At 71.4% G+C, this 16,418-nt stretch carries 16 protein-coding genes; 13 read left to right on the top strand and 3 right to left on the bottom strand.

Features of this window, described 5'->3' with window-relative positions:
- Nucleotides 1-52: 52 nt before the first annotated feature.
- Complete coding sequence (locus tag AC3WXD_RS01730; RefSeq protein ID WP_020204730.1) at nucleotides 53-1,690, bottom strand: acyl-CoA synthetase; 1,638 nt, start codon at nucleotides 1,688-1,690, stop codon at nucleotides 53-55.
- Between the two features lie 254 nt (nucleotides 1,691-1,944).
- On the opposite strand from AC3WXD_RS01730, the gene AC3WXD_RS01725 reads away from it, so the two are divergent.
- The 3 genes from AC3WXD_RS01725 to AC3WXD_RS01715 all read left to right on the top strand — a co-directional run bounded on the left by AC3WXD_RS01725 (nucleotide 1,945) and on the right by AC3WXD_RS01715 (nucleotide 3,965).
- Nucleotides 1,945-2,613 carry a Crp/Fnr family transcriptional regulator gene (locus AC3WXD_RS01725; RefSeq protein ID WP_454733108.1) on the top strand — a complete coding sequence of 223 codons (669 nt, stop codon included), beginning with the start codon at nucleotides 1,945-1,947 and terminating at the stop codon, nucleotides 2,611-2,613.
- A gap of 117 nt (nucleotides 2,614-2,730) precedes the next feature.
- The gene (locus AC3WXD_RS01720) at nucleotides 2,731-3,387 is read left to right on the top strand and encodes an AraC family transcriptional regulator (protein ID WP_492322894.1); all 657 of its coding nucleotides are present in this window, start codon (nucleotides 2,731-2,733) and stop codon (nucleotides 3,385-3,387) included.
- A 353-nt stretch (nucleotides 3,388-3,740) separates the two neighbouring features.
- On the top strand, nucleotides 3,741-3,965 hold the full coding sequence (locus AC3WXD_RS01715) for a hypothetical protein (RefSeq protein ID WP_020204733.1): 225 nt from the start codon (nucleotides 3,741-3,743) through the stop codon (nucleotides 3,963-3,965).
- Between the two features lie 227 nt (nucleotides 3,966-4,192).
- Here AC3WXD_RS01715 and AC3WXD_RS01710 read toward each other — a convergent pair whose 3' ends face one another.
- Complete coding sequence (locus AC3WXD_RS01710; protein WP_454733105.1) at nucleotides 4,193-4,513, bottom strand: type II toxin-antitoxin system PemK/MazF family toxin; 321 nt, start codon at nucleotides 4,511-4,513, stop codon at nucleotides 4,193-4,195.
- A gap of 48 nt (nucleotides 4,514-4,561) precedes the next feature.
- Complete coding sequence (locus tag AC3WXD_RS01705) at nucleotides 4,562-4,810, bottom strand: hypothetical protein (RefSeq protein ID WP_020204736.1); 249 nt, start codon at nucleotides 4,808-4,810, stop codon at nucleotides 4,562-4,564.
- Nucleotides 4,811-5,061: 251 nt separating this feature from the next.
- Here AC3WXD_RS01705 and AC3WXD_RS01700 point away from each other — a divergent pair, with 251 nt between their 5' ends.
- From AC3WXD_RS01700 to AC3WXD_RS01655, 10 genes are all read left to right on the top strand, one after another.
- Nucleotides 5,062-6,171, top strand: a complete 1,110-nt coding sequence (locus AC3WXD_RS01700; RefSeq protein WP_492322893.1) for a catalase family peroxidase — start codon at nucleotides 5,062-5,064, stop codon at nucleotides 6,169-6,171.
- Nucleotides 6,168-6,710 carry a cytochrome b gene (locus tag AC3WXD_RS01695; protein ID WP_020204738.1) on the top strand — a complete coding sequence of 181 codons (543 nt, stop codon included), beginning with the start codon at nucleotides 6,168-6,170 and terminating at the stop codon, nucleotides 6,708-6,710. The genes AC3WXD_RS01700 and AC3WXD_RS01695 overlap by 4 nt, the downstream gene beginning before the upstream one ends.
- 489 nt (nucleotides 6,711-7,199) lie before the next feature.
- The gene (locus tag AC3WXD_RS01690; protein WP_020204739.1) at nucleotides 7,200-8,303 is read left to right on the top strand and encodes a substrate-binding domain-containing protein; all 1,104 of its coding nucleotides are present in this window, start codon (nucleotides 7,200-7,202) and stop codon (nucleotides 8,301-8,303) included.
- Nucleotides 8,304-8,350: 47 nt separating this feature from the next.
- Nucleotides 8,351-9,373, top strand: a complete 1,023-nt coding sequence (locus AC3WXD_RS01685; RefSeq protein WP_020204740.1) for an ABC transporter substrate-binding protein — start codon at nucleotides 8,351-8,353, stop codon at nucleotides 9,371-9,373.
- 177 nt (nucleotides 9,374-9,550) lie between these two features.
- Nucleotides 9,551-10,366 (top strand): ABC transporter permease, encoded by an 816-nt coding sequence (locus AC3WXD_RS01680; RefSeq protein ID WP_020204741.1) that lies wholly within the window; start codon nucleotides 9,551-9,553, stop codon nucleotides 10,364-10,366.
- A 14-nt stretch (nucleotides 10,367-10,380) separates the two neighbouring features.
- A complete protein-coding gene (locus tag AC3WXD_RS01675) occupies nucleotides 10,381-11,262 on the top strand; it encodes an ABC transporter permease (protein ID WP_029043967.1) in 882 nt (293 codons plus the stop codon).
- Nucleotides 11,255-12,322 carry an ABC transporter ATP-binding protein gene (locus tag AC3WXD_RS01670; RefSeq protein ID WP_020204743.1) on the top strand — a complete coding sequence of 356 codons (1,068 nt, stop codon included), beginning with the start codon at nucleotides 11,255-11,257 and terminating at the stop codon, nucleotides 12,320-12,322. The genes AC3WXD_RS01675 and AC3WXD_RS01670 overlap by 8 nt, the downstream gene beginning before the upstream one ends.
- A gap of 55 nt (nucleotides 12,323-12,377) precedes the next feature.
- On the top strand, nucleotides 12,378-13,265 hold the full coding sequence (locus AC3WXD_RS01665; RefSeq protein ID WP_492322892.1) for a phosphodiesterase: 888 nt from the start codon (nucleotides 12,378-12,380) through the stop codon (nucleotides 13,263-13,265).
- A gap of 530 nt (nucleotides 13,266-13,795) precedes the next feature.
- Nucleotides 13,796-14,491 (top strand): response regulator, encoded by a 696-nt coding sequence (locus AC3WXD_RS01660; protein ID WP_020204745.1) that lies wholly within the window; start codon nucleotides 13,796-13,798, stop codon nucleotides 14,489-14,491.
- Between the two features lie 3 nt (nucleotides 14,492-14,494).
- Entirely contained in the window at nucleotides 14,495-16,333 is a 1,839-nt protein-coding gene (locus AC3WXD_RS01655; protein ID WP_020204746.1) for an ATP-binding response regulator, read from the top strand.
- Nucleotides 16,334-16,418 lie beyond the last annotated feature (85 nt).

Raw genomic sequence — 16,418 nt, 5'->3', positions numbered from 1 at the left:
CCTGCCGAGCCCGCCGGGCGCTACCGAACGCGCCACGGCTCGGAAAACATCGTCAGACGTCGATCGCCGTATCCGATTTGACCTTGCGGCGCAGCTCGAACTTCTGGATCTTGCCGGTCGAGGTCTTGGGCAGCGGGCCGAAGTAGACCGCCTTGGGTACCTTGAAGCCGGCCAGCAGCGTGCGGCAGTGCGCGATCAGCTCCTCGGCGGTGGCGCTGGCGCCGTCCTTGAGCTCGACGAACGCGCATGGCGTCTCGCCCCACTTGGCGTCCGGCTGGGCCACCACCGCCACGGCCAGCACGGCCGGGTGGCGGTAGAGCGCGTCCTCCACCTCCACGCTGGAGATGTTCTCGCCGCCGGAGATGATGATGTCCTTGCTGCGGTCCTTGATCTTGACGTAGCCGTCCGCCGTGCGCACGCCCAGGTCGCCGGTATGGAACCAGCCGCCGGCGAAGGCTTCGCGCGTGGCGCGCTCGTTCTTGAGGTAGCCCTTCATGCAGATGTTGCCGCGGAACATGATCTCGCCGATTTCCTCGCCGTCGGCGGCCACCGGCTGCATGGTGTCCGGGTCGAGCACGGCGACGTCGGCCTGCAGGTGGTAGCGCACGCCCTGCCGGGCCTTCTTGGTGGCGCGCTCTTCCTGCGACAGCGCGGCCCAGTCGTCCTGCTCGGCGCACACGGCGGCCGGACCGTAGGTTTCGGTCAGGCCGTAGACGTGGGTCAGCTCGAAGCCCATCGCTTCCATCTGCGCCAGCACCGCGGCCGGCGGCGGCGCGCCGGCCACCATGCCGCGTACCGGGCCGCGCAGGCCCTCGCGCCAGGCCGGCGGCGCGTTGACCAGCGCGGTGTGCACGATGGGCGCGGCGCAGTAGTGGGTCACGCCCTCGTCGCGCATCAGGTCGAACACCAGCTTGGGCTCGAACTTGCGCAGGCACACGTTGACGCCGGCGCGCGCGGCGATGGTCCACGGGAAGCACCAGCCGTTGCAGTGGAACATCGGCAGCGTCCACAGGTAGACCGCGTGCTTGGGCAGGTCCCACTCGAGGATGTTGGAGACGGCGTTGATGGCCGCGCCGCGGTGGTGGTAGACCACGCCCTTGGGGTCGCCGGTGGTGCCCGAGGTGTAGTTGAGCGCGATGGCTTCCCATTCATCGGCGGGCATCTGCCAGTCGTAGTCGGGGTCGCCCGAGGCCAGCAGGCCCTCGTAGTCGGTCTCGGCGAAGCGCGGCGCGTCCTGCGGGCCGAGCGCGTCGATCACGGCCACCACCTTCAGGCCCGGGATCTCGTTGGCGATCTGGCGCGCGAGGTCGGCGAACTCGGTGTCGGCCAGCAGCACCTTGGCCTCGCCGTGGCGCAGCATGAAGATCAGGTTGGAGGCATCGAGCCGGATGTTGAGCGCGTTGAGCACCGCGCCCGCCATCGGCACGCCGAAGTGGGCTTCCACCATCGCCGGCGTGTTGGGCAGCAGCGCCGCCACGGTATCGCCCTTGCCCACGCCCAGGCGCGCCAGCGCGCTGGCCAGGCGGCGCGCGCGCGCATAGGTTTCGCGCCAGGTCTGGCGCACCGGGCCGTGCACGATGGCCAGGCGCTCGCCATAGACCGCGGCGGCGCGGGCCAGGTAGTCGAGGGGCGTGAGGGGAACGTGGTTGGCCGGGTTCTTGCCCAGGCCGGTGTCGAAATCGGTTGGCATTGCTGGTCTCCGCTTGCGCCGGGCGCTGACTGCGCCGCCGGTCGCTGTTACTTTTTGCTGCGCAAGGCTATCATCCCACACGACAAAGCTTTGTCGTCCGGATGACAGTGCCCGCCTGGCCAGCGCTCCGGGCTTGACCCACATCAATGTCCAGCCTGCCCCTCCCCCCTGCCTCCGCCGGACTGCCCGGGACCGCCGCCCCCGCCGCCACAGCCCCTGCCGCCACGCCTGCCGCCACACCCGAGCCGCCCGCCGTGCTGCTTGCCCGCCACGAGTGGTTCGCGGCGCTGGCGCCGCAGCACCAGGCGCTGGCCGCGCGACAGACGGTGTTGCAGGACTTCGCCGCGGGCGCCTTCGTGGCGCGCCGGGGCGAGCCCTCGCGCTACTGGATCGGGGTGGAAAGCGGGCTCATCAAGCTGGCGGTCTACACGCCCGACGGGCGCGGCTGCACGTTCTCCGGCGTGCCGGCGGGCGGCTGGTGCGGCGAGGGCAGCGTCATCAAGCGCGAGGCGCGCCGCTACGACGTGATCGCCATCCGCGACTCGCGCATCGCGCTGGTGCCGGACACGGTGTTCCACACGCTGCTGGCCGAAAGCCTGCCCTTCTCCAGCTTCGTGGTGCGCCAGCTCAACGAGCGCATGGGCCAGTTCATCGCCACCGTGCAGAACGACCGGCTGCTGGGCGCGGACGCGCGCGTGGCGCAGGCCATCGCGCAACTGTTCCATGCGGCGCTTTATCCGCGCACGAACGCCGTGCTGGAGCTGTCCCAGGAGGAAATCGGCCTGCTCACCGGCCTGTCGCGCCAGCGCGTCAACCAGGCGCTGCGCCGGCTGGCGGCCGACGGCATGGTCGACATTTCCTACCAGAGCATCCGCGTGACCGACCTGGAGCGGCTGCGGCGGGTCGGGCTGTCGGAGCTGTAGCGCGGGCAATGGTCGCCGCGACGACAATCTGGCGCGCCGACCCACGTACAATGCGGCTTTTCCGTCCGCGCGCGGCATGCCCACGGCATGCGCGCCAGCCGCGCCCCTGAACCTCGCATGGCCCTCGTCAGCAGCACCGAGCTGCGCCTGTCCCACCTGCGTTTTCCCTTCGCCGTGCGCGTGGACGCCCTGCGCGGCGGCGCGCGCCTGCGCGACGCCAACGCGCGGCGCGAGGTGGTGCCGGGCAAGCCCTTCGTGGTGCCGGCCTTCGCGTATTTCGACTGCGACCTGCTGCCCAGGACCGGGCAGGACACGGCGCTCGCGCTGCGCGCGGTGCCCGACGCGGCCTGCCCGCGCATGACGCTGGGCGGCCTGCCGCACGGCCAGGGCGCCGCCGAGAAATGCTGGTCGCGCGCGCTGGCCGGCGCGATGTTCGAACTGCCGCGGCTGGCGTGGGACGCCGCGCTGGTGTCCGAGCGCTGGCAGGTGCCGCCGCGGCTGGTGCGCGCGCGCCTGTTCGCCGAGGGCGAGGCGCTGCGCGTGCTGCTGCGCGAGCAGCGCGTGGCGCACGCGCTCTACCTGCTGGCCACCGGCCGGGGCATTCCCGGCGACTGGCTGGCGCGGCAGGCCGGGCTGCCTCATGCGCGCGCGCTGGCGGCGGCCTGCGCCAATACCGTGGGCCCGGCCGCCGTGCGGCTGCTCGACGCCGGCGAGCCGGACGCGCCGCGCGCCGGCGCGGCGTTCGGCCTGCCCGGCTTCCATCTCGCGGCCTGAGCCGCGCCGCTGCCTCGACGCCGCCCGCCTGGACCTTCGCGCGGGCTCGCAACTGCAAATACCGGGCAACCCCTGCGCCACCAGTAAAAATCGCGGACGTTGTAAAAAACGCCGGGAAACCGTGGCGCGGGTGCGTGAAAGTGGCGCCGCGCATATGACGCCCCGCCGACTTCCGCACGGCCCGATGGCGCCTCCCTGCTTTTGCGCGACCTTTGCGCGCGGCGGCGATCCCTTGCCGGCGCGCGCCTCGCGGGTGTGCGGCGCGCGCTGGGCGGCGCGGGCGCCACCGCGCGTGGCACGCGGCTTGCACCCTTTCCCGTCACGCGGCATTCCGCCGCGCCACGGAGAGCACGATGGGACAGCAACAATCCGGCCAAGGCCAGCAAGACCAAGGCAAGCAGCAACAGCAATCGGGTCAGCAAGGCTCCCAGTCCGGCAGCCATGACCAGAAGGGCGACCAGCAGCAGCAACAGGACCGCGGCCAGGGCCAGCAGGGCCAGCATGGCCAGAAGACCGACCAGGCCGGCCAGCAGAACCAGCAAGGGCAGAAGAGCGGCCAGCAAGGCGGGCAACGCTGACGGCATCGCGGCGGCGCGGGAGCGGGGCGAAAGCCCCGGCGCGTCGCCGTTGTTCGGTCACGGTCCGGTGCACATCGATCCAGAGCCACTTATTGAACCGGCCGGCACACGATCCGTCGTGCGCCGGCGATCGTGGCTCAACAGACTGGCTTCCTGGTCATCGGGCCGCTTCACCCGTTTCACTCAGTTCACCAGCGGGCAGGTCTACTCTGCGACACCGTCTTTCGCTATTCGCCGATGGCAATGATCTGGTTCAACTGCTCGCATGCCGCGGCAAAAACGTCCGCGGGAACCTGCTTCCACGGGTGGGCCTTCGCTCCGCGGGCACGCCAGTCGAATGATTTTGGCTGATGCGCGAGCACGTAGCTCGTCATGCTCTTCGGCCCCTTGAACTGGATCGCGAACGGATTGGTGTCGTTGAACTCGGCCGTCGTCATCGGTAGCCCGATCACAATGCCGGTTCGCTCGTTGAATGCTTTCGGCGACAGGACCAGCATGGGATGCAGGTTCTTCATCTCGCGTCCCGAATTGCCGGGACGTTTCAACATGTCGATACGCGCAGCAAGCGCTGCCCCCGCCCGGCAGCGCCCGGCTGTCTATTGCTGCCTGCCGGCGCGCTTGCCGCGCGTGCGGTAGAGGTCGGTGTCCTCCAGCCCGCGCTCGATGTCGCGCCCGGCCTGCTGGACTTCCTTGCGCGGGCCGCTGTGCTGGCTGTGGTGGCTTTCGTCGTGCTCGTGCGGCAGACGCGGCTGCGGGCTGCCCAGGCCGTCCTGGGCGCGCGTGGCGCGGCCGCTGCGAGCGGGCCCGGCGGCGTGGCCGGGTTCTTTGCGGGGTGATCGGGTCATGGCGGTTTCCTTTCTTGGATGGCCGCCGGCAGCGGCATGGTCCGATACCGCCGCAAACACCATGCCATGCGCGCCCCGCGGAAAAAGTGACGCGCGCCATTCCCGCCCGCGTCCTCATACGGCGTGGGCCATTCCGTGCCACAGTGCGAATCTGCAAACCAGCAGGCGATACCAAGAAGGCGCCGCGCGGGAATACTGCAGAATCCCCACCAGACAGAGAACTTCCCCCACCGCACGGCAAAGGAGTGGCTATGAGCGACGACGTTGGAAAACCCCGGCTGAGCGCCAGCGCAGCCGCCCTCCGGTACGGCGGCATCGGGGCGGCGACGCTCGTGCTCGCCTGCGCCTTCGCCTACGCGGGCGGATGGCTGTCGCCGGGCCGGCTCACCCAGGACCGGGTCATCTCCGGGTTCGAGGCCGCGAACGGCAAGCACGCCGGCTTCCGCCGCAATCACGCCAAGGGCCTGTGCGCGAGCGGCTGGTTCGACAGCAACGGCGCCGGCGCCGCGCTTTCCCGCGCGGCGCTGCTCGCGCCGGGCCGCGTGCCCGTGGCCGGGCGCTTCGCCTTCGCCGGCGGCATGCCGTTCGTGCCGGACGGCCCGGGCCTGGTGCGCAGCCTCGCCCTGCAGTTCAAGCCCGCCGGCGCGCAGGAATGGCGCACGGCGATGGTGGACATTCCCGTGTTTCCGTTCAGCACGGTGCAGGCGTTCTACGACCAGATGATCTCGTCGGTGCCCGACCCGAAGACCGGCAAGCCCGACCCCGCCAGGATGAAGGCGTTCGCCGACGCGCACCCGGACTTCGTGGCCGCGGTCGGCGTGGTGGGCCAGCGCGCGGTGTCGTCCGGCTTCGCCAACAGCACCTACAACGCGCTCGATACCTTCCTGTTCGTCGACAAGGCCGGCGCCACGGTGCCGGTGCGCTGGTCTGCCGAGGCGGTCACGCCGTTCGAGCCGGCGGCCAAGCCGCAGCCCGCCGATCCGAACTACCTGTTCGACGCGCTGATCTCCGACGTGGCGCGGCACCCCGCGCAGTGGAAGATGATGGTGACGGTCGGCGAGCCGCAGGACCCGGTCGAGCCCGACAAGGCCTGGCCCGCCAGCCGGCGCAAGATCGACATCGGCACGGTGACGATCGACAAGGTGGCGAGCGAGGACGGCGGCGGCGATGGCGGCAGCTGCACCGACATCAATTTCGACCCGGCCATCCTGCCCGCCGGCATCACCACCTCCGCCGACGACATCCCGAGCGCCCGCTCGGCCGCCTATGCCCGCTCCTTCACGCTGCGCGAGAACGAGCGGGGCCAGAAGCCGCCGAGCGCGGTCACGCGGCAGGAAGTGAACGCAGGAGGCAAATCATGAGACCCCACGCTCCCGGCTTCTCGCTGCCGTCGCGGCTGCTCCACTGGCTGATGGCGGCGCTGATCCTGGCCATGCTGTTCATCGGCGTGGGCATGGTCGCCACGGTCTCGGACCGCTATGTGCTGCTGCTGTCGATCCACCGCCCGCTCGGCGTCGCCATCCTGGTGCTGGCGGCGCTACGGCTGGTGAACCGCGTGATCCACCCGCCCCCGCCGCTGCCGGCCTCGCTGCCGCCGCTGCAGCGCGTTGCCGCGCATCTGTCGCACGTGCTGCTGTACGTGCTGATGTTCGCCATTCCACTGATCGGCTGGGGCATGCAGTCGGCGGGCGGCTACCCGATCGTGCTCTACGGGCAGGCGCAGCTGCCGCCGATCCTGCCGCACAGCGCCGCGCTGTACGCGCCGCTGCGCGCGGCCCACACGGTGCTCGCCTTCCTGCTGTTCGCCACCGTCCTGGCGCACTTCGCCGCGGCGCTGTACCACGGGCTGATCCGGCGCGACGGCGTGCTCGCGGCGATGACCAGCGGCAAGCCGCAATGAGCGCCGCGCCAGGTCTTCACCCGGCCTGGCCGCCACCGGGCGCGTGAAGGCGCCGCCCAGGATCGCGTCTCACGCCGCCAGTTCCGCGCCGACTTGACAGCGCGCCCCGCGCCCCGGTCACGCCGTTGCCGGGGCGCTCCCTGCGTTGGCGCGGCATCACGGGCGTCCCCGCGCCCGGTCGGCCACCGGCCGGGCAAACGCCACGTAACGTTTATGACGCTCCGCCGCAGTGCCAGCAGCCGGCATGCTTCACGCCCGCGCCCGGCACCGCCACCGTCACGCCGCCCACGGCATCGCCGGACGCATCCCGGCGCTTTCGCCGCGCCCGGCGCTGTCATCGTGCTGTCACGCACCATCCCCACAATCCGCGCTGTAACGGGTTATCGCCTTGCCGGCGCGGGTTTCGCTCACGCGCCGCAATATCACAAAGGCTTGCTGCCCGATTTTTTTGCGACTTGAATGAAAACGTTTTCATTTCTGGAAAACGTCTTGGCTCCTTCCCCGAACCCGACCCGCGCCATCAACGTGAACCGCAACCAGGAACGCTCGCCCGCCGTCCCGCACGACGCCGCCGCCACCCTCGTGGACGTGGCGCAGGCCGCCGGCGTATCGCTGGCCACGGCGTCGCGCGCCTTCAACAGCCCGGGCCTGGTGCGCAAGAGCACCGTGCAGCGCGTGCTCGACGCCGCGCGCGAACTGAGCTTCCGCCCCAACCTGCTCGGCAGCAAGCTGCGCGCGCAGCAAAGCCGCATGATCGGCGTGATGCTGCCGACGCTGGAGAACGCCGTGTTCGCCGACTGCTGGCGCGGCATCGAAGACACCGCGCTGGCCGCCGGTTACTCGCTGATGCTCGTGACCAGCGCCTACGACCCCGCGCGCGAGCGCGAGCGCATCGAATACCTGCTGCGCCACCGCGTCGACGGCATGGTGCTGACGGTGGCCGACGCCGCGCGCAGCGCCGTGCTCGACCAGCTCGACACCGAAGGCGTGCCCTACGTGCTGGCCTACAACCAGGCCGCCGCGCGCGGCCAGCGCCATTCGGTGTCGGTCGACAACCGCGCCAGCGCGCGCGAGGGCGTGGCGGCGCTGATCGCCGCCGGGCACCGCCGCATCCGCGTGGTGTCGGGCGCCTTCGCCGCCTCCGACCGCGCGCGCCAGCGCTTCGACGGCTACCGCGACGCGATGCGCGCGCACGGCCTGGCGCCGGCGCCGGCGCTGTGCCTGCCCAGCCATACGGCCAGCAACGCCGAACAGATCGGCGCGCTGGCCACGGGGCCGGACGCGCCCAGCGCCTTCTTCTGCACCAACGACCTGCTCGCCATCGGCGTGATCTCCGACCTCAAGCGCCTCGGCCTGCGCGTGCCGCGCGACATCTCCGTGCTGGGCTGCGACGGCATCGCGCTCGGCGCGCTGGTGGAGCCGCCGCTGGCCTCGGTGGTGCAGCCCAATGCCGAGATCGGCGAGCGCGCCGTGGCGCGCCTGCTGGCCCGCTTCGATCCCGCCGCCGCGCCCGGCGGCGCGCGCGTCACGCTGCTGCCGCACGGGCTGCGCCTGGGCGGCACGGTTGCCGCGCCGGCGCGAGGCAAGGCATGACCCCCGACCCATTCCCCCAGCCCCAGTCCGCAACCAAGGAGTTCACCATGCAAGCAAGCCGTTCCTGGCACAAACCGCTACGCTGGATCGCCATCGCGCTCGGCGCCGCCGCCTTCAGCCAGGGCGTGGCCGCCCAGACCGCGATCTGCTACAACTGCCCGCCCGAATGGGCCGACTGGGCCGCGCAGATCCGCGCCATCAAGGAAAAGACCGGCGTCACCGTGCCGCACGACAACAAGAACTCCGGCCAGTCGCTCGCGCAACTGGTGGCGGAGAAGGCCAGCCCGGTGGCCGACGTGGTGTACTACGGCGTGACCTTCGGCATCCAGGCCAAGAAGGACGGCGTCACCGCCGCCTACAAGCCGGCCCACTGGAACGACATTCCGGACGGCCTCAAGGACCCGCAGGGCAACTGGTTCGCCATCCACTCGGGCACGCTCGGCTTCATGGTCAACGTCGACGCGCTGCGCGGCAAGCCGGTGCCGCAGTCGTGGGCCGACCTGCTCAAGCCCGAGTACAAGGGCCTGGTCGGCTACCTCGACCCGGCCAGCGCCTTCGTCGGCTACGTCGGCGCGGTCGCGGTCAACCAGGCGATGGGCGGCTCGATGGACAACTTCGGCCCGGCCTTCAAGTACTTCAAGGACCTGCAGAAGAACCAGCCCATCGTGCCCAAGCAGACCGCCTACGCGCGCGTGCTGTCGGGCGAGATCCCCATCCTGCTGGACTACGACTTCAACGCCTATCGCGCGCGCTACAAGGACAACGCCAACGTGGCCTTCGTGATCCCGAAGGAAGGCACGGTGGTGGTGCCCTACGTGATGAGCCTGGTCAACAAGGCGCCGCACGACGCCGAAGGCCGCAAGGTGCTGGACTTCGTGCTGTCCGACGCCGGCCAGGCGCTGTGGGCCAACGCCTACCTGCGCCCGGTGCGCAGCGCCGGCATCCCGAAGGAAGTGCAGGCGAAGTTCCTGCCCGCGGCGGACTACGCGCGCGCCAAGCCGGTGGATTTCGGCAAGATGGCCGATGCGCAGAAAGCGTTCAGCGAAACCTACCTGAAGGAAGTCCGCTGAACGCGGCATGACCGCCCATGCCAGCCCATGCCAGCCCATGCCAGCCATTGGGCCGGCGCGGGCTCCGGCCGCAGCCGGCGGCGGGCTTCCCGGCCCGCCGCCGATTCCAGCCGCGGCGCCCGTGCCGGCGCCGCGCGAACCCGCCTCCACCGGCCCGCGCCGCGGCGCGCCCAGCCCATGAAGAAGCCCTTTCCTCTTCTCCTCTTCGCCCTGCCCGCCCTGATCGTGTTCGTGGCCTTCTTCTGCCTGCCGATGGCGAAGCTGCTGGCCATCAGCATCGCCGGCAAGGACGGCGCCAGCGTCTACTGGACCGTGCTCTCCAGCCAGCGCTACCTGCACAGCCTGCTGGTCACGGTGCTGCTGTCGGCCGCGGTGACGCTGGCCACGCTGGTCATCGCCGGCATCACGGGCACCTTTCTCGAGCGCAACGCGGTGCCGGGCAAGGCGCTGCTGGTGGCCATGCTGACCTTCCCGCTGGCCTTCCCCGGCGTGGTGATCGGCTTCATGGTCATCATGCTGGGCGGGCGCAACGGCCTGCTGGCGATGGCCGGCGACTGGCTGGCCGGCGAGCGCTGGACCTTTGCCTACGGCCTGACGGGATTGTTCGTCGGCTACCTGTATTTCTCCATCCCGCGCGTGATCCTGACCGTGATGGCCGCGGTGGCCAAGCTCGACGCCTCGCTGGAAGAAGCCGCGCGCTCGCTCGGCGCGGGCCGCTGGCGCGTGGTGCGCGACGTGATGCTGCCGGCGCTGATGCCGGCCATGATCTCCAGCGGCGCGATCTGCTTCGCCACCAGCATGGGCGCGTTCGGCACGGCGTTCACGCTGGCCACGCAGCTCGACGTGCTGCCGCTGACCATCTACAACGAGTTCACCAACTACGCCAACTTCGGCATGGCGGCGGCGCTGTCCGTGCTGCTCGGCACGGTGACGTGGGCCCTGCTGGCGCTGGCGCGCTGGTTCTCCGGCGACGCCGTCGCCGCCACCGCCTGAGGAGCGCGCACATGATGCATTCACGACGACGCGGCGGCGCCTACTGGCTGCAGCTTGCCCTGGCGCTGCTGGTATGCCTGTTCATGGTGGTGCCGGTGGTGCTGTCGGTGCTGGCCGGGCTGACCAACAACATCTTCATCGGCGTGGCCAGCGGCCTGACCACGCGCTGGCTGGCGGAGGTGTGGTCGCTCTACCGCAACACCATCTTCCTGTCGCTCGGCATCGCGCTGGCCTGCCTGGCCTGCACGCTGGCGCTGGGCGTGCCCGCCGCCTACTACATGGCGCTGCGGCGCGGGCGCGTGACGCGCCTGATCGAGGAGCTGCTGATGCTGCCGGTGGCCGTGCCCGGGCTGGCCACGGCGCTGGGCCTGATCCTGCTGTACGGCGGCTGGCAGGCGTTCCGCACCAGCTGGGTGTTCATCCTGGTCGGGCACGTGCTGTTCACGCTGCCGTTCATGGTGCGCTCGGTGCTGGCCATCATGTCGGCCATCGACATCCGCACGCTCGAGGACGCCGCCGCCAGCCTGGGCGCCACGCGCGTCCAGCGCTTCTTCACGGTGGTGCTGCCCAACTGCCGCCAGGGCATCCTGGCCGGCGCGCTGATGGTGGTCACGCTGTCGGTGGGCGAGTTCAACCTGACCTGGATGCTGCACACGCCCACCACCCAGACGCTGCCCGTGGGGCTGGCCGACAGCTATGCCTCGATGCGGCTGGAGATCGGCTCGGCCTACACCATCGTGTTCTTCTTCATGATCATTCCGCTGCTGGTGCTGATGCAGGCCGCAAGCGCGCTCGGCGCGCGCGCCCGCCGGCACCGGCCGCCCGCCGACGACGCCGTGGCCGAGAGCCTTGCCGGCGCCGATCCGCTTCCCGCTTCCGAGGCCCGCCATGCATGAACCCACTCCCATCACGCTGCACCGCTGCGGCAAGACCTTTGCCGACGGCACGCTGGCGCTGGAGCCGCTCGACCTGGAGATCGGCGCCGGCGAGACCGTGGTCCTGCTCGGGCCTTCGGGCTGCGGCAAGACCACCACGCTGCGCATCATCGCCGGACTGGAATATCCCGACGCCGGCGGCGTGGTCATGTTCGGCGACAACGACGTCACGCCGCTGCCGATCGAGCGGCGCGGCGTGGGCATGGTGTTCCAGAGCTACGCGCTGTTCCCCAACATGACGGTGGCGGAGAACATCGCCTACGGCCTGCGCGTGCGCCGCGTGGATGCCGCCGCGCGCCGCCGCCGCGTGGACGAGATGCTGGCGATGATGCACCTCGGCCCGTTCGCCGGGCGCCGCGTCGACCAGCTCTCCGGCGGCCAGCGCCAGCGCGTGGCGCTGGCGCGCGCCATCGCCGTGCAGCCGCGCGTGCTGCTGCTCGACGAGCCGCTCACCGCGCTCGACGCCAAGCTGCGCGACGCGCTGCGCGCCGACATCAACCAGTTGCTGCGCAGCCTGCGCATCACCGCGGTCTACGTCACCCACGACCAGGCCGAGGCGATGGCGCTGGGCGACCGCATCATCGTGATGGACCGCGGCCGCATCGCCCAGGCCGGCACGCCGCAGCAGATCTACCGCGCGCCGGCCAACGCCTTCGTGGCGGACTTCATCGGCACCATGAACCGCCTGCCGGCCGCGCTGGAAGGCAACGCCTGGCGCGTGCCCGGCGGCCTGGTGCCGTGCGCGGCCGATGTGGCCAATGTGGCCGCCGCGCAGAACGCCGAACTGCTGTTCCGCCCCGAGGACGTGGCGCTGGCGCGGCCCGAGGACGCGCACCTGGGCGGCGCGGTGGTGACGGCGCTGTTCCTCGGCAACTACACGCGCCTGCTGGTGGACGTGGGCGCGCCGGCGCCGCTGGTGGTGGACACCACGCGGCGCGACGGCTGGCACCCGGGCGACCGCGTCGGCCTGCGCCTCGACACCGGCCACCTGATCACGCTGGCGCAAGCGCGCGCCGCCTGAAGCAACGGGCGACGAATACCGCATCGGCACCGCATCCGCACCGCACAAGCCACACATGAACACCCCGAACCAAGACCCCGCCGCAGGCGCCCCCGGCAGCGACGCCGGCAGCTACCTGCTGGCCCACATCACCGACCTGCACATCAAGGCCGGCGGCAAGCTGTCCTACGGCATGGTGGACACCGCCGGCGCGCTGCGGCGCTGCATCGACACCATCCTGGCCGCGCCGCAGCGGCCCGACGCGGTGATCGTCACCGGCGACCTCGTCGATTTCGGCAGCGAGGCGGAATACCGCTTCCTGCGCGGCCTGCTGGCCGGCCTGCCGCTGCCGCTGCACCTGCTGCCGGGCAACCACGATCACCGCGCCTCGCTGCGCCGCGTGTTCGCCGACCACGCCTACCTGTTCGCCAACGGCGACGGCGACGCGCCCGTCCACTACAGCGTGGACGCGGGCCCGCTGCGGCTGGTGGCCTTCGACTGCACGGTGCCGGGCCAGCCGGGCGGGCGCGTCGAGCCGGCCGCGCTGCCGTGGCTCGAAGCCACGCTCGCGGCGGCGCCGGCGCGGCCGACCTTGCTGATGCTGCACCATCCGCCGTTCCACACCGGCATCGGCCACATGGACCAGCAGGGGCTGGAGAACGCCGGCCTGCTGGAAGCCGTGGTGCGCCGCCATCCGCAGGTGGAGCGCGTGCTATGCGGGCACCTGCATCGCCATATCGTGCACCGCTTCGGCGGCACCATCGCCATGACCGCGCCGGGGCCGGCGCACCAGGTCACGCTCGACCTCGACCCGCGCGCGGCCTCGCACTTCCGCATGGAGCCGCCGAGCTACCTGCTGCACTGGTGGCATCCGGCCCACGGGCTGGCGAGCCACGCGGCGGTGATCGGCGAGTTCGGCGCGGACCATCCGTTCTTCGACGCGGCCGGCAAGCTGATCGACTGATCGACTGAACGGGGTTGAGCGGGCCGGAGGCGGACACGACGATGCGATGCGATGCGGGCAGGGCAACGGGCGCGGGCAGCCGCATCGGGCGCGCGCCGCCGCCGGCCATGCGGCGCCAATGGCGCCGATGGCGCCGATCGACCCTGCGAGGTGCACGGATCGTACAGGCGAAAAAAAGCCCACAGCCGGGTGGTTGTGGGCAAGAAAAGTGGTATGAGCGAGTCGCGGAAATCGCCCACGCCTGCATGGTGACAGCGGGGCCCCGGCGGCGAAATAATCTTTCCGGACTAGTGCGGCCCGCCGCCGGGCCGCTCCGGCACCCCGCGAAGCCAGCGCTGGCGCGGCCTGGCGGGAAATCGGCGGGGGCCGGCGGCGAAACCTTTCCCCTCGAAGGTAGGGGTGATGGACAGTGCGGCAAGAATCGAGTCCAATGCGCCCTTCGGCCCCCGGCATCGCGCGCGCGGCTTCGCGGCGGGGCGCTTGCTATGCTTAGTCTTTCTGCCACGGCCACCGTGCCGCCCACCGCCCCCATGCTCAACGCCCGACTGCTGCTGATCGACGACCACACCCTGTTCCGCACCGGCCTGCGCCTGGTGCTGGCGGACAGCCCCAGCGTGGCCGGCATCATCGAGGCCGGCTCGGTCATGGGCGCGGTGCAGGACCACCGCGGCGCGGCCGTGGACATCATCCTGCTCGACATCCAGATGCCGGGGCTCAACGGCCTCGAGGGCGTCAAGGTGCTGCGCCGGCATTTCCCGGCGGCGCGCATCCTGATCGTCTCCGGCACGTCCGGGCTGGACGCCATTCCGGACGCGGCGCGCAAGGAGATCGCGGGCTTCCTGCCGAAATCGGCGGACAGCGTGCAGATCGAGCAGGCCATCGCCCGCGTCCTCGGCGGCGAGACCTATTTCGGCCCCGACCTCGACGCGCTACCGGACAGCGCCGGCACGGCGGACGGCGCGTCCCGCAACCCCGGCGGCGCGGGCGGCGCCGGCAGCGCAGGCGGCGGCGCCTACCAGGCCAGCTCGCTGACGCCGCGCCAGTTGGAGGTGCTGGAGCAGCTCAGCCTGGGCCGCTCCAACAAGATCATCGCGCATCACCTGGGCCTTTCGGAGAACACCGTGCGGGTCCACGTGGCGGCCATCCTCGACCACCTCGGCGTGGTCAGCCGCGTCGAAGCGGTGCTCGAGGCGCAGCGCCGCGGCCTGGTCCAGAACGGCAGGTGAGCCATGGCGCTGCCCGTTCCCCGCTATGACGAACCGCGCCTGCTGGCCGCGGAGATGGAACTGATCGACCAGAGCTTCGGCATCGCCATGCTGGGCTGCGCGCTGGCGGGGCTGATCCTCGCGCTGGGGCTGAGCGTGGGCAACCGCCACCCCGGCGCGTTCGCCTGGGCCGCCGCGCTGGCGGCGTGCTGCGCGCTGGGCCACTTCGGCCGGCGCGCCATGCCGGACCGCACCGGCGAGACCGGCGCCGGCGCCTACGCGCGCGGCATGACGGCGCTGCTGACGGTGATCGGCGGCCTGTGGGGGCTGGCCGCGTGGCTCTACATGGACGTCGGCTCCCCGGCCACGGTGATCTGCATCCTGTCGCTGATCGCCGGCATGAGCGCCGCCGCGCTGGCGGTGTTCTCCGCGTGCCTGCCGGTGGCGATCGGGTTCTTCGTGCCGGCCATCGTGCCGGTGTGGGCGGTCTTCGTCGCCACCGGGGACACCGCCTACCTGGCCATGTTCCTCGGCGCGCCGCTCTACCTGGCGGTGCTGATGGTGTTCGCGCGCAACTATGCGCGCGTGGCGCGCCACGCCATCGCGCTGCGCTTCGCCAACGTCGAGCTGATCGCGCGCCTGCGCGAGCAGACCGCGCGCGCCGAGTCGGCCCAGCGCGAGGCCGAGGAAGCCAACCGCGCCAAGTCCGTGTTCCTGGCCTCGGCCAGCCACGACCTGCGCCAGCCGCTGCACGCGCTCGGGCTGTTCGTGGTCACGCTGGGCCGCTCCGAGCTCAACGACAAGCAGCGCCAGTTGCTGGCGCATATCGAGGCGGCCTCGGGCGCGGCGCGCGAGATGCTCAACACGCTGCTGGACTTCTCCAAGGTGGATGCCGGCGTGATCACGCCGCGGCCGCGCCTGTTCCCGCTGCAGCCGATGCTCTACAAGCTGGAGAACGAGTTCGCGCCGCAGGCCGACGCGCGCGGCCTGTTCTACCGCACGCGCGACACCACCGTCGCGGTGTTCGCCGACCCCAACCTCGTCGAGCTGATCCTGCGCAACCTGATCGCCAACGCCATCCGCTACACCAGCCAGGGCGGCGTGCTGGTGGCGTGCCGCCTGCGGCGGGACACGGCGGTGCTGGAAGTCTGGGATACCGGCATCGGCATCCCGCTGGGCCAGCGGCGCGCGATCTTCCGCGAGTTCCACCAGCTCGGCAACCCGGAGCGCGACCAGCGCAAGGGGCTGGGGCTGGGGCTGGCCATCGTGGAAGGCCTGGCGCGCACCATCTCGACCCGCGTGCTGCTCAACTCGCGCCCCGGGCGCGGCTCGGTGTTCCGCTTCGCCCTGCCGCTCATGGGCCATGCCACGCAGGCCATGCAGGCCGCGCAGCCCGAGGACGCGCCGGACGACATCGCCGCCGGCCTGCTGCCGCGGCCCGCGCTGAACGGGCTGCGCGTGCTGGTGCTCGACGACGACCCCGACATCCGCACCGCCATGCGCGAGCTGCTGCAAAGCTGGCAGGCCGCCTGCCTCGCGGTGGAGTCCGAGGACGAAGCGCTGGACACGCTCGACGACTTCAAGCCCGACCTGCTGCTGGCCGACTACCGCCTGCGCGGCGAGCGCACCGGCAGCCAGGCGATGGAAGCCATCCGCGCGCGGCTGGGCCGGCCTATCCCCACCGTCATCATCACCGGCGACACCGCGCCGGACCGCCTGCGCAGCGTCCATGCCGACAGCGCGGCGCTGCTGCACAAGCCGGTGGTGGCGCAGCACCTGCATACGGCCATGACGGCGCTGCTGAGCGAAGCCGGCTGGCGGCCCGAGATCCCGCGCGCGGCCGGCATGCGGGCGCATGGCTGAGGTGCGCGGCCGAGGTGCTGCCGAGGTGTGACCAAGGTGCCGCTGCGGTACGACCAGCGGCGCGGCTGCGGTGCGCGGGCCGGTG

This window comes from Cupriavidus sp. FW216-B1, assembly GCF_058789195.1.
The sequence above is the reverse complement of the archived record's forward strand: the minus strand, read 5'-3'. Positions and strand labels throughout refer to the sequence as shown.

What these genes read in the sequence shown, in the direction of transcription:
- AC3WXD_RS01695 (WP_020204738.1), top strand. Translation starts at nt 6,168, where the DNA reads ATGAGACCCCACGCTCCCGGCTTCTCGCTGCCGTCGCGGCTGCTCCAC.
- AC3WXD_RS01715 (WP_020204733.1), top strand. Translation starts at nt 3,741, where the DNA reads ATGGGACAGCAACAATCCGGCCAAGGCCAGCAAGACCAAGGCAAGCAG.
- AC3WXD_RS01730 (WP_020204730.1), bottom strand. Translation starts at nt 1,690, where the DNA reads ATGCCAACCGATTTCGACACCGGCCTGGGCAAGAACCCGGCCAACCAC.
- AC3WXD_RS01660 (WP_020204745.1), top strand. Translation starts at nt 13,796, where the DNA reads ATGCTCAACGCCCGACTGCTGCTGATCGACGACCACACCCTGTTCCGC.
- AC3WXD_RS01685 (WP_020204740.1), top strand. Translation starts at nt 8,351, where the DNA reads ATGCAAGCAAGCCGTTCCTGGCACAAACCGCTACGCTGGATCGCCATC.
- AC3WXD_RS01655 (WP_020204746.1), top strand. Translation starts at nt 14,495, where the DNA reads ATGGCGCTGCCCGTTCCCCGCTATGACGAACCGCGCCTGCTGGCCGCG.
- AC3WXD_RS01720 (WP_492322894.1), top strand. Translation starts at nt 2,731, where the DNA reads ATGGCCCTCGTCAGCAGCACCGAGCTGCGCCTGTCCCACCTGCGTTTT.
- AC3WXD_RS01710 (WP_454733105.1), bottom strand. Translation starts at nt 4,513, where the DNA reads ATGTTGAAACGTCCCGGCAATTCGGGACGCGAGATGAAGAACCTGCAT.
- AC3WXD_RS01680 (WP_020204741.1), top strand. Translation starts at nt 9,551, where the DNA reads ATGAAGAAGCCCTTTCCTCTTCTCCTCTTCGCCCTGCCCGCCCTGATC.
- AC3WXD_RS01675 (WP_029043967.1), top strand. Translation starts at nt 10,381, where the DNA reads ATGCATTCACGACGACGCGGCGGCGCCTACTGGCTGCAGCTTGCCCTG.
- AC3WXD_RS01700 (WP_492322893.1), top strand. Translation starts at nt 5,062, where the DNA reads ATGAGCGACGACGTTGGAAAACCCCGGCTGAGCGCCAGCGCAGCCGCC.
- AC3WXD_RS01705 (WP_020204736.1), bottom strand. Translation starts at nt 4,810, where the DNA reads ATGACCCGATCACCCCGCAAAGAACCCGGCCACGCCGCCGGGCCCGCT.
- AC3WXD_RS01670 (WP_020204743.1), top strand. Translation starts at nt 11,255, where the DNA reads ATGCATGAACCCACTCCCATCACGCTGCACCGCTGCGGCAAGACCTTT.
- AC3WXD_RS01665 (WP_492322892.1), top strand. Translation starts at nt 12,378, where the DNA reads ATGAACACCCCGAACCAAGACCCCGCCGCAGGCGCCCCCGGCAGCGAC.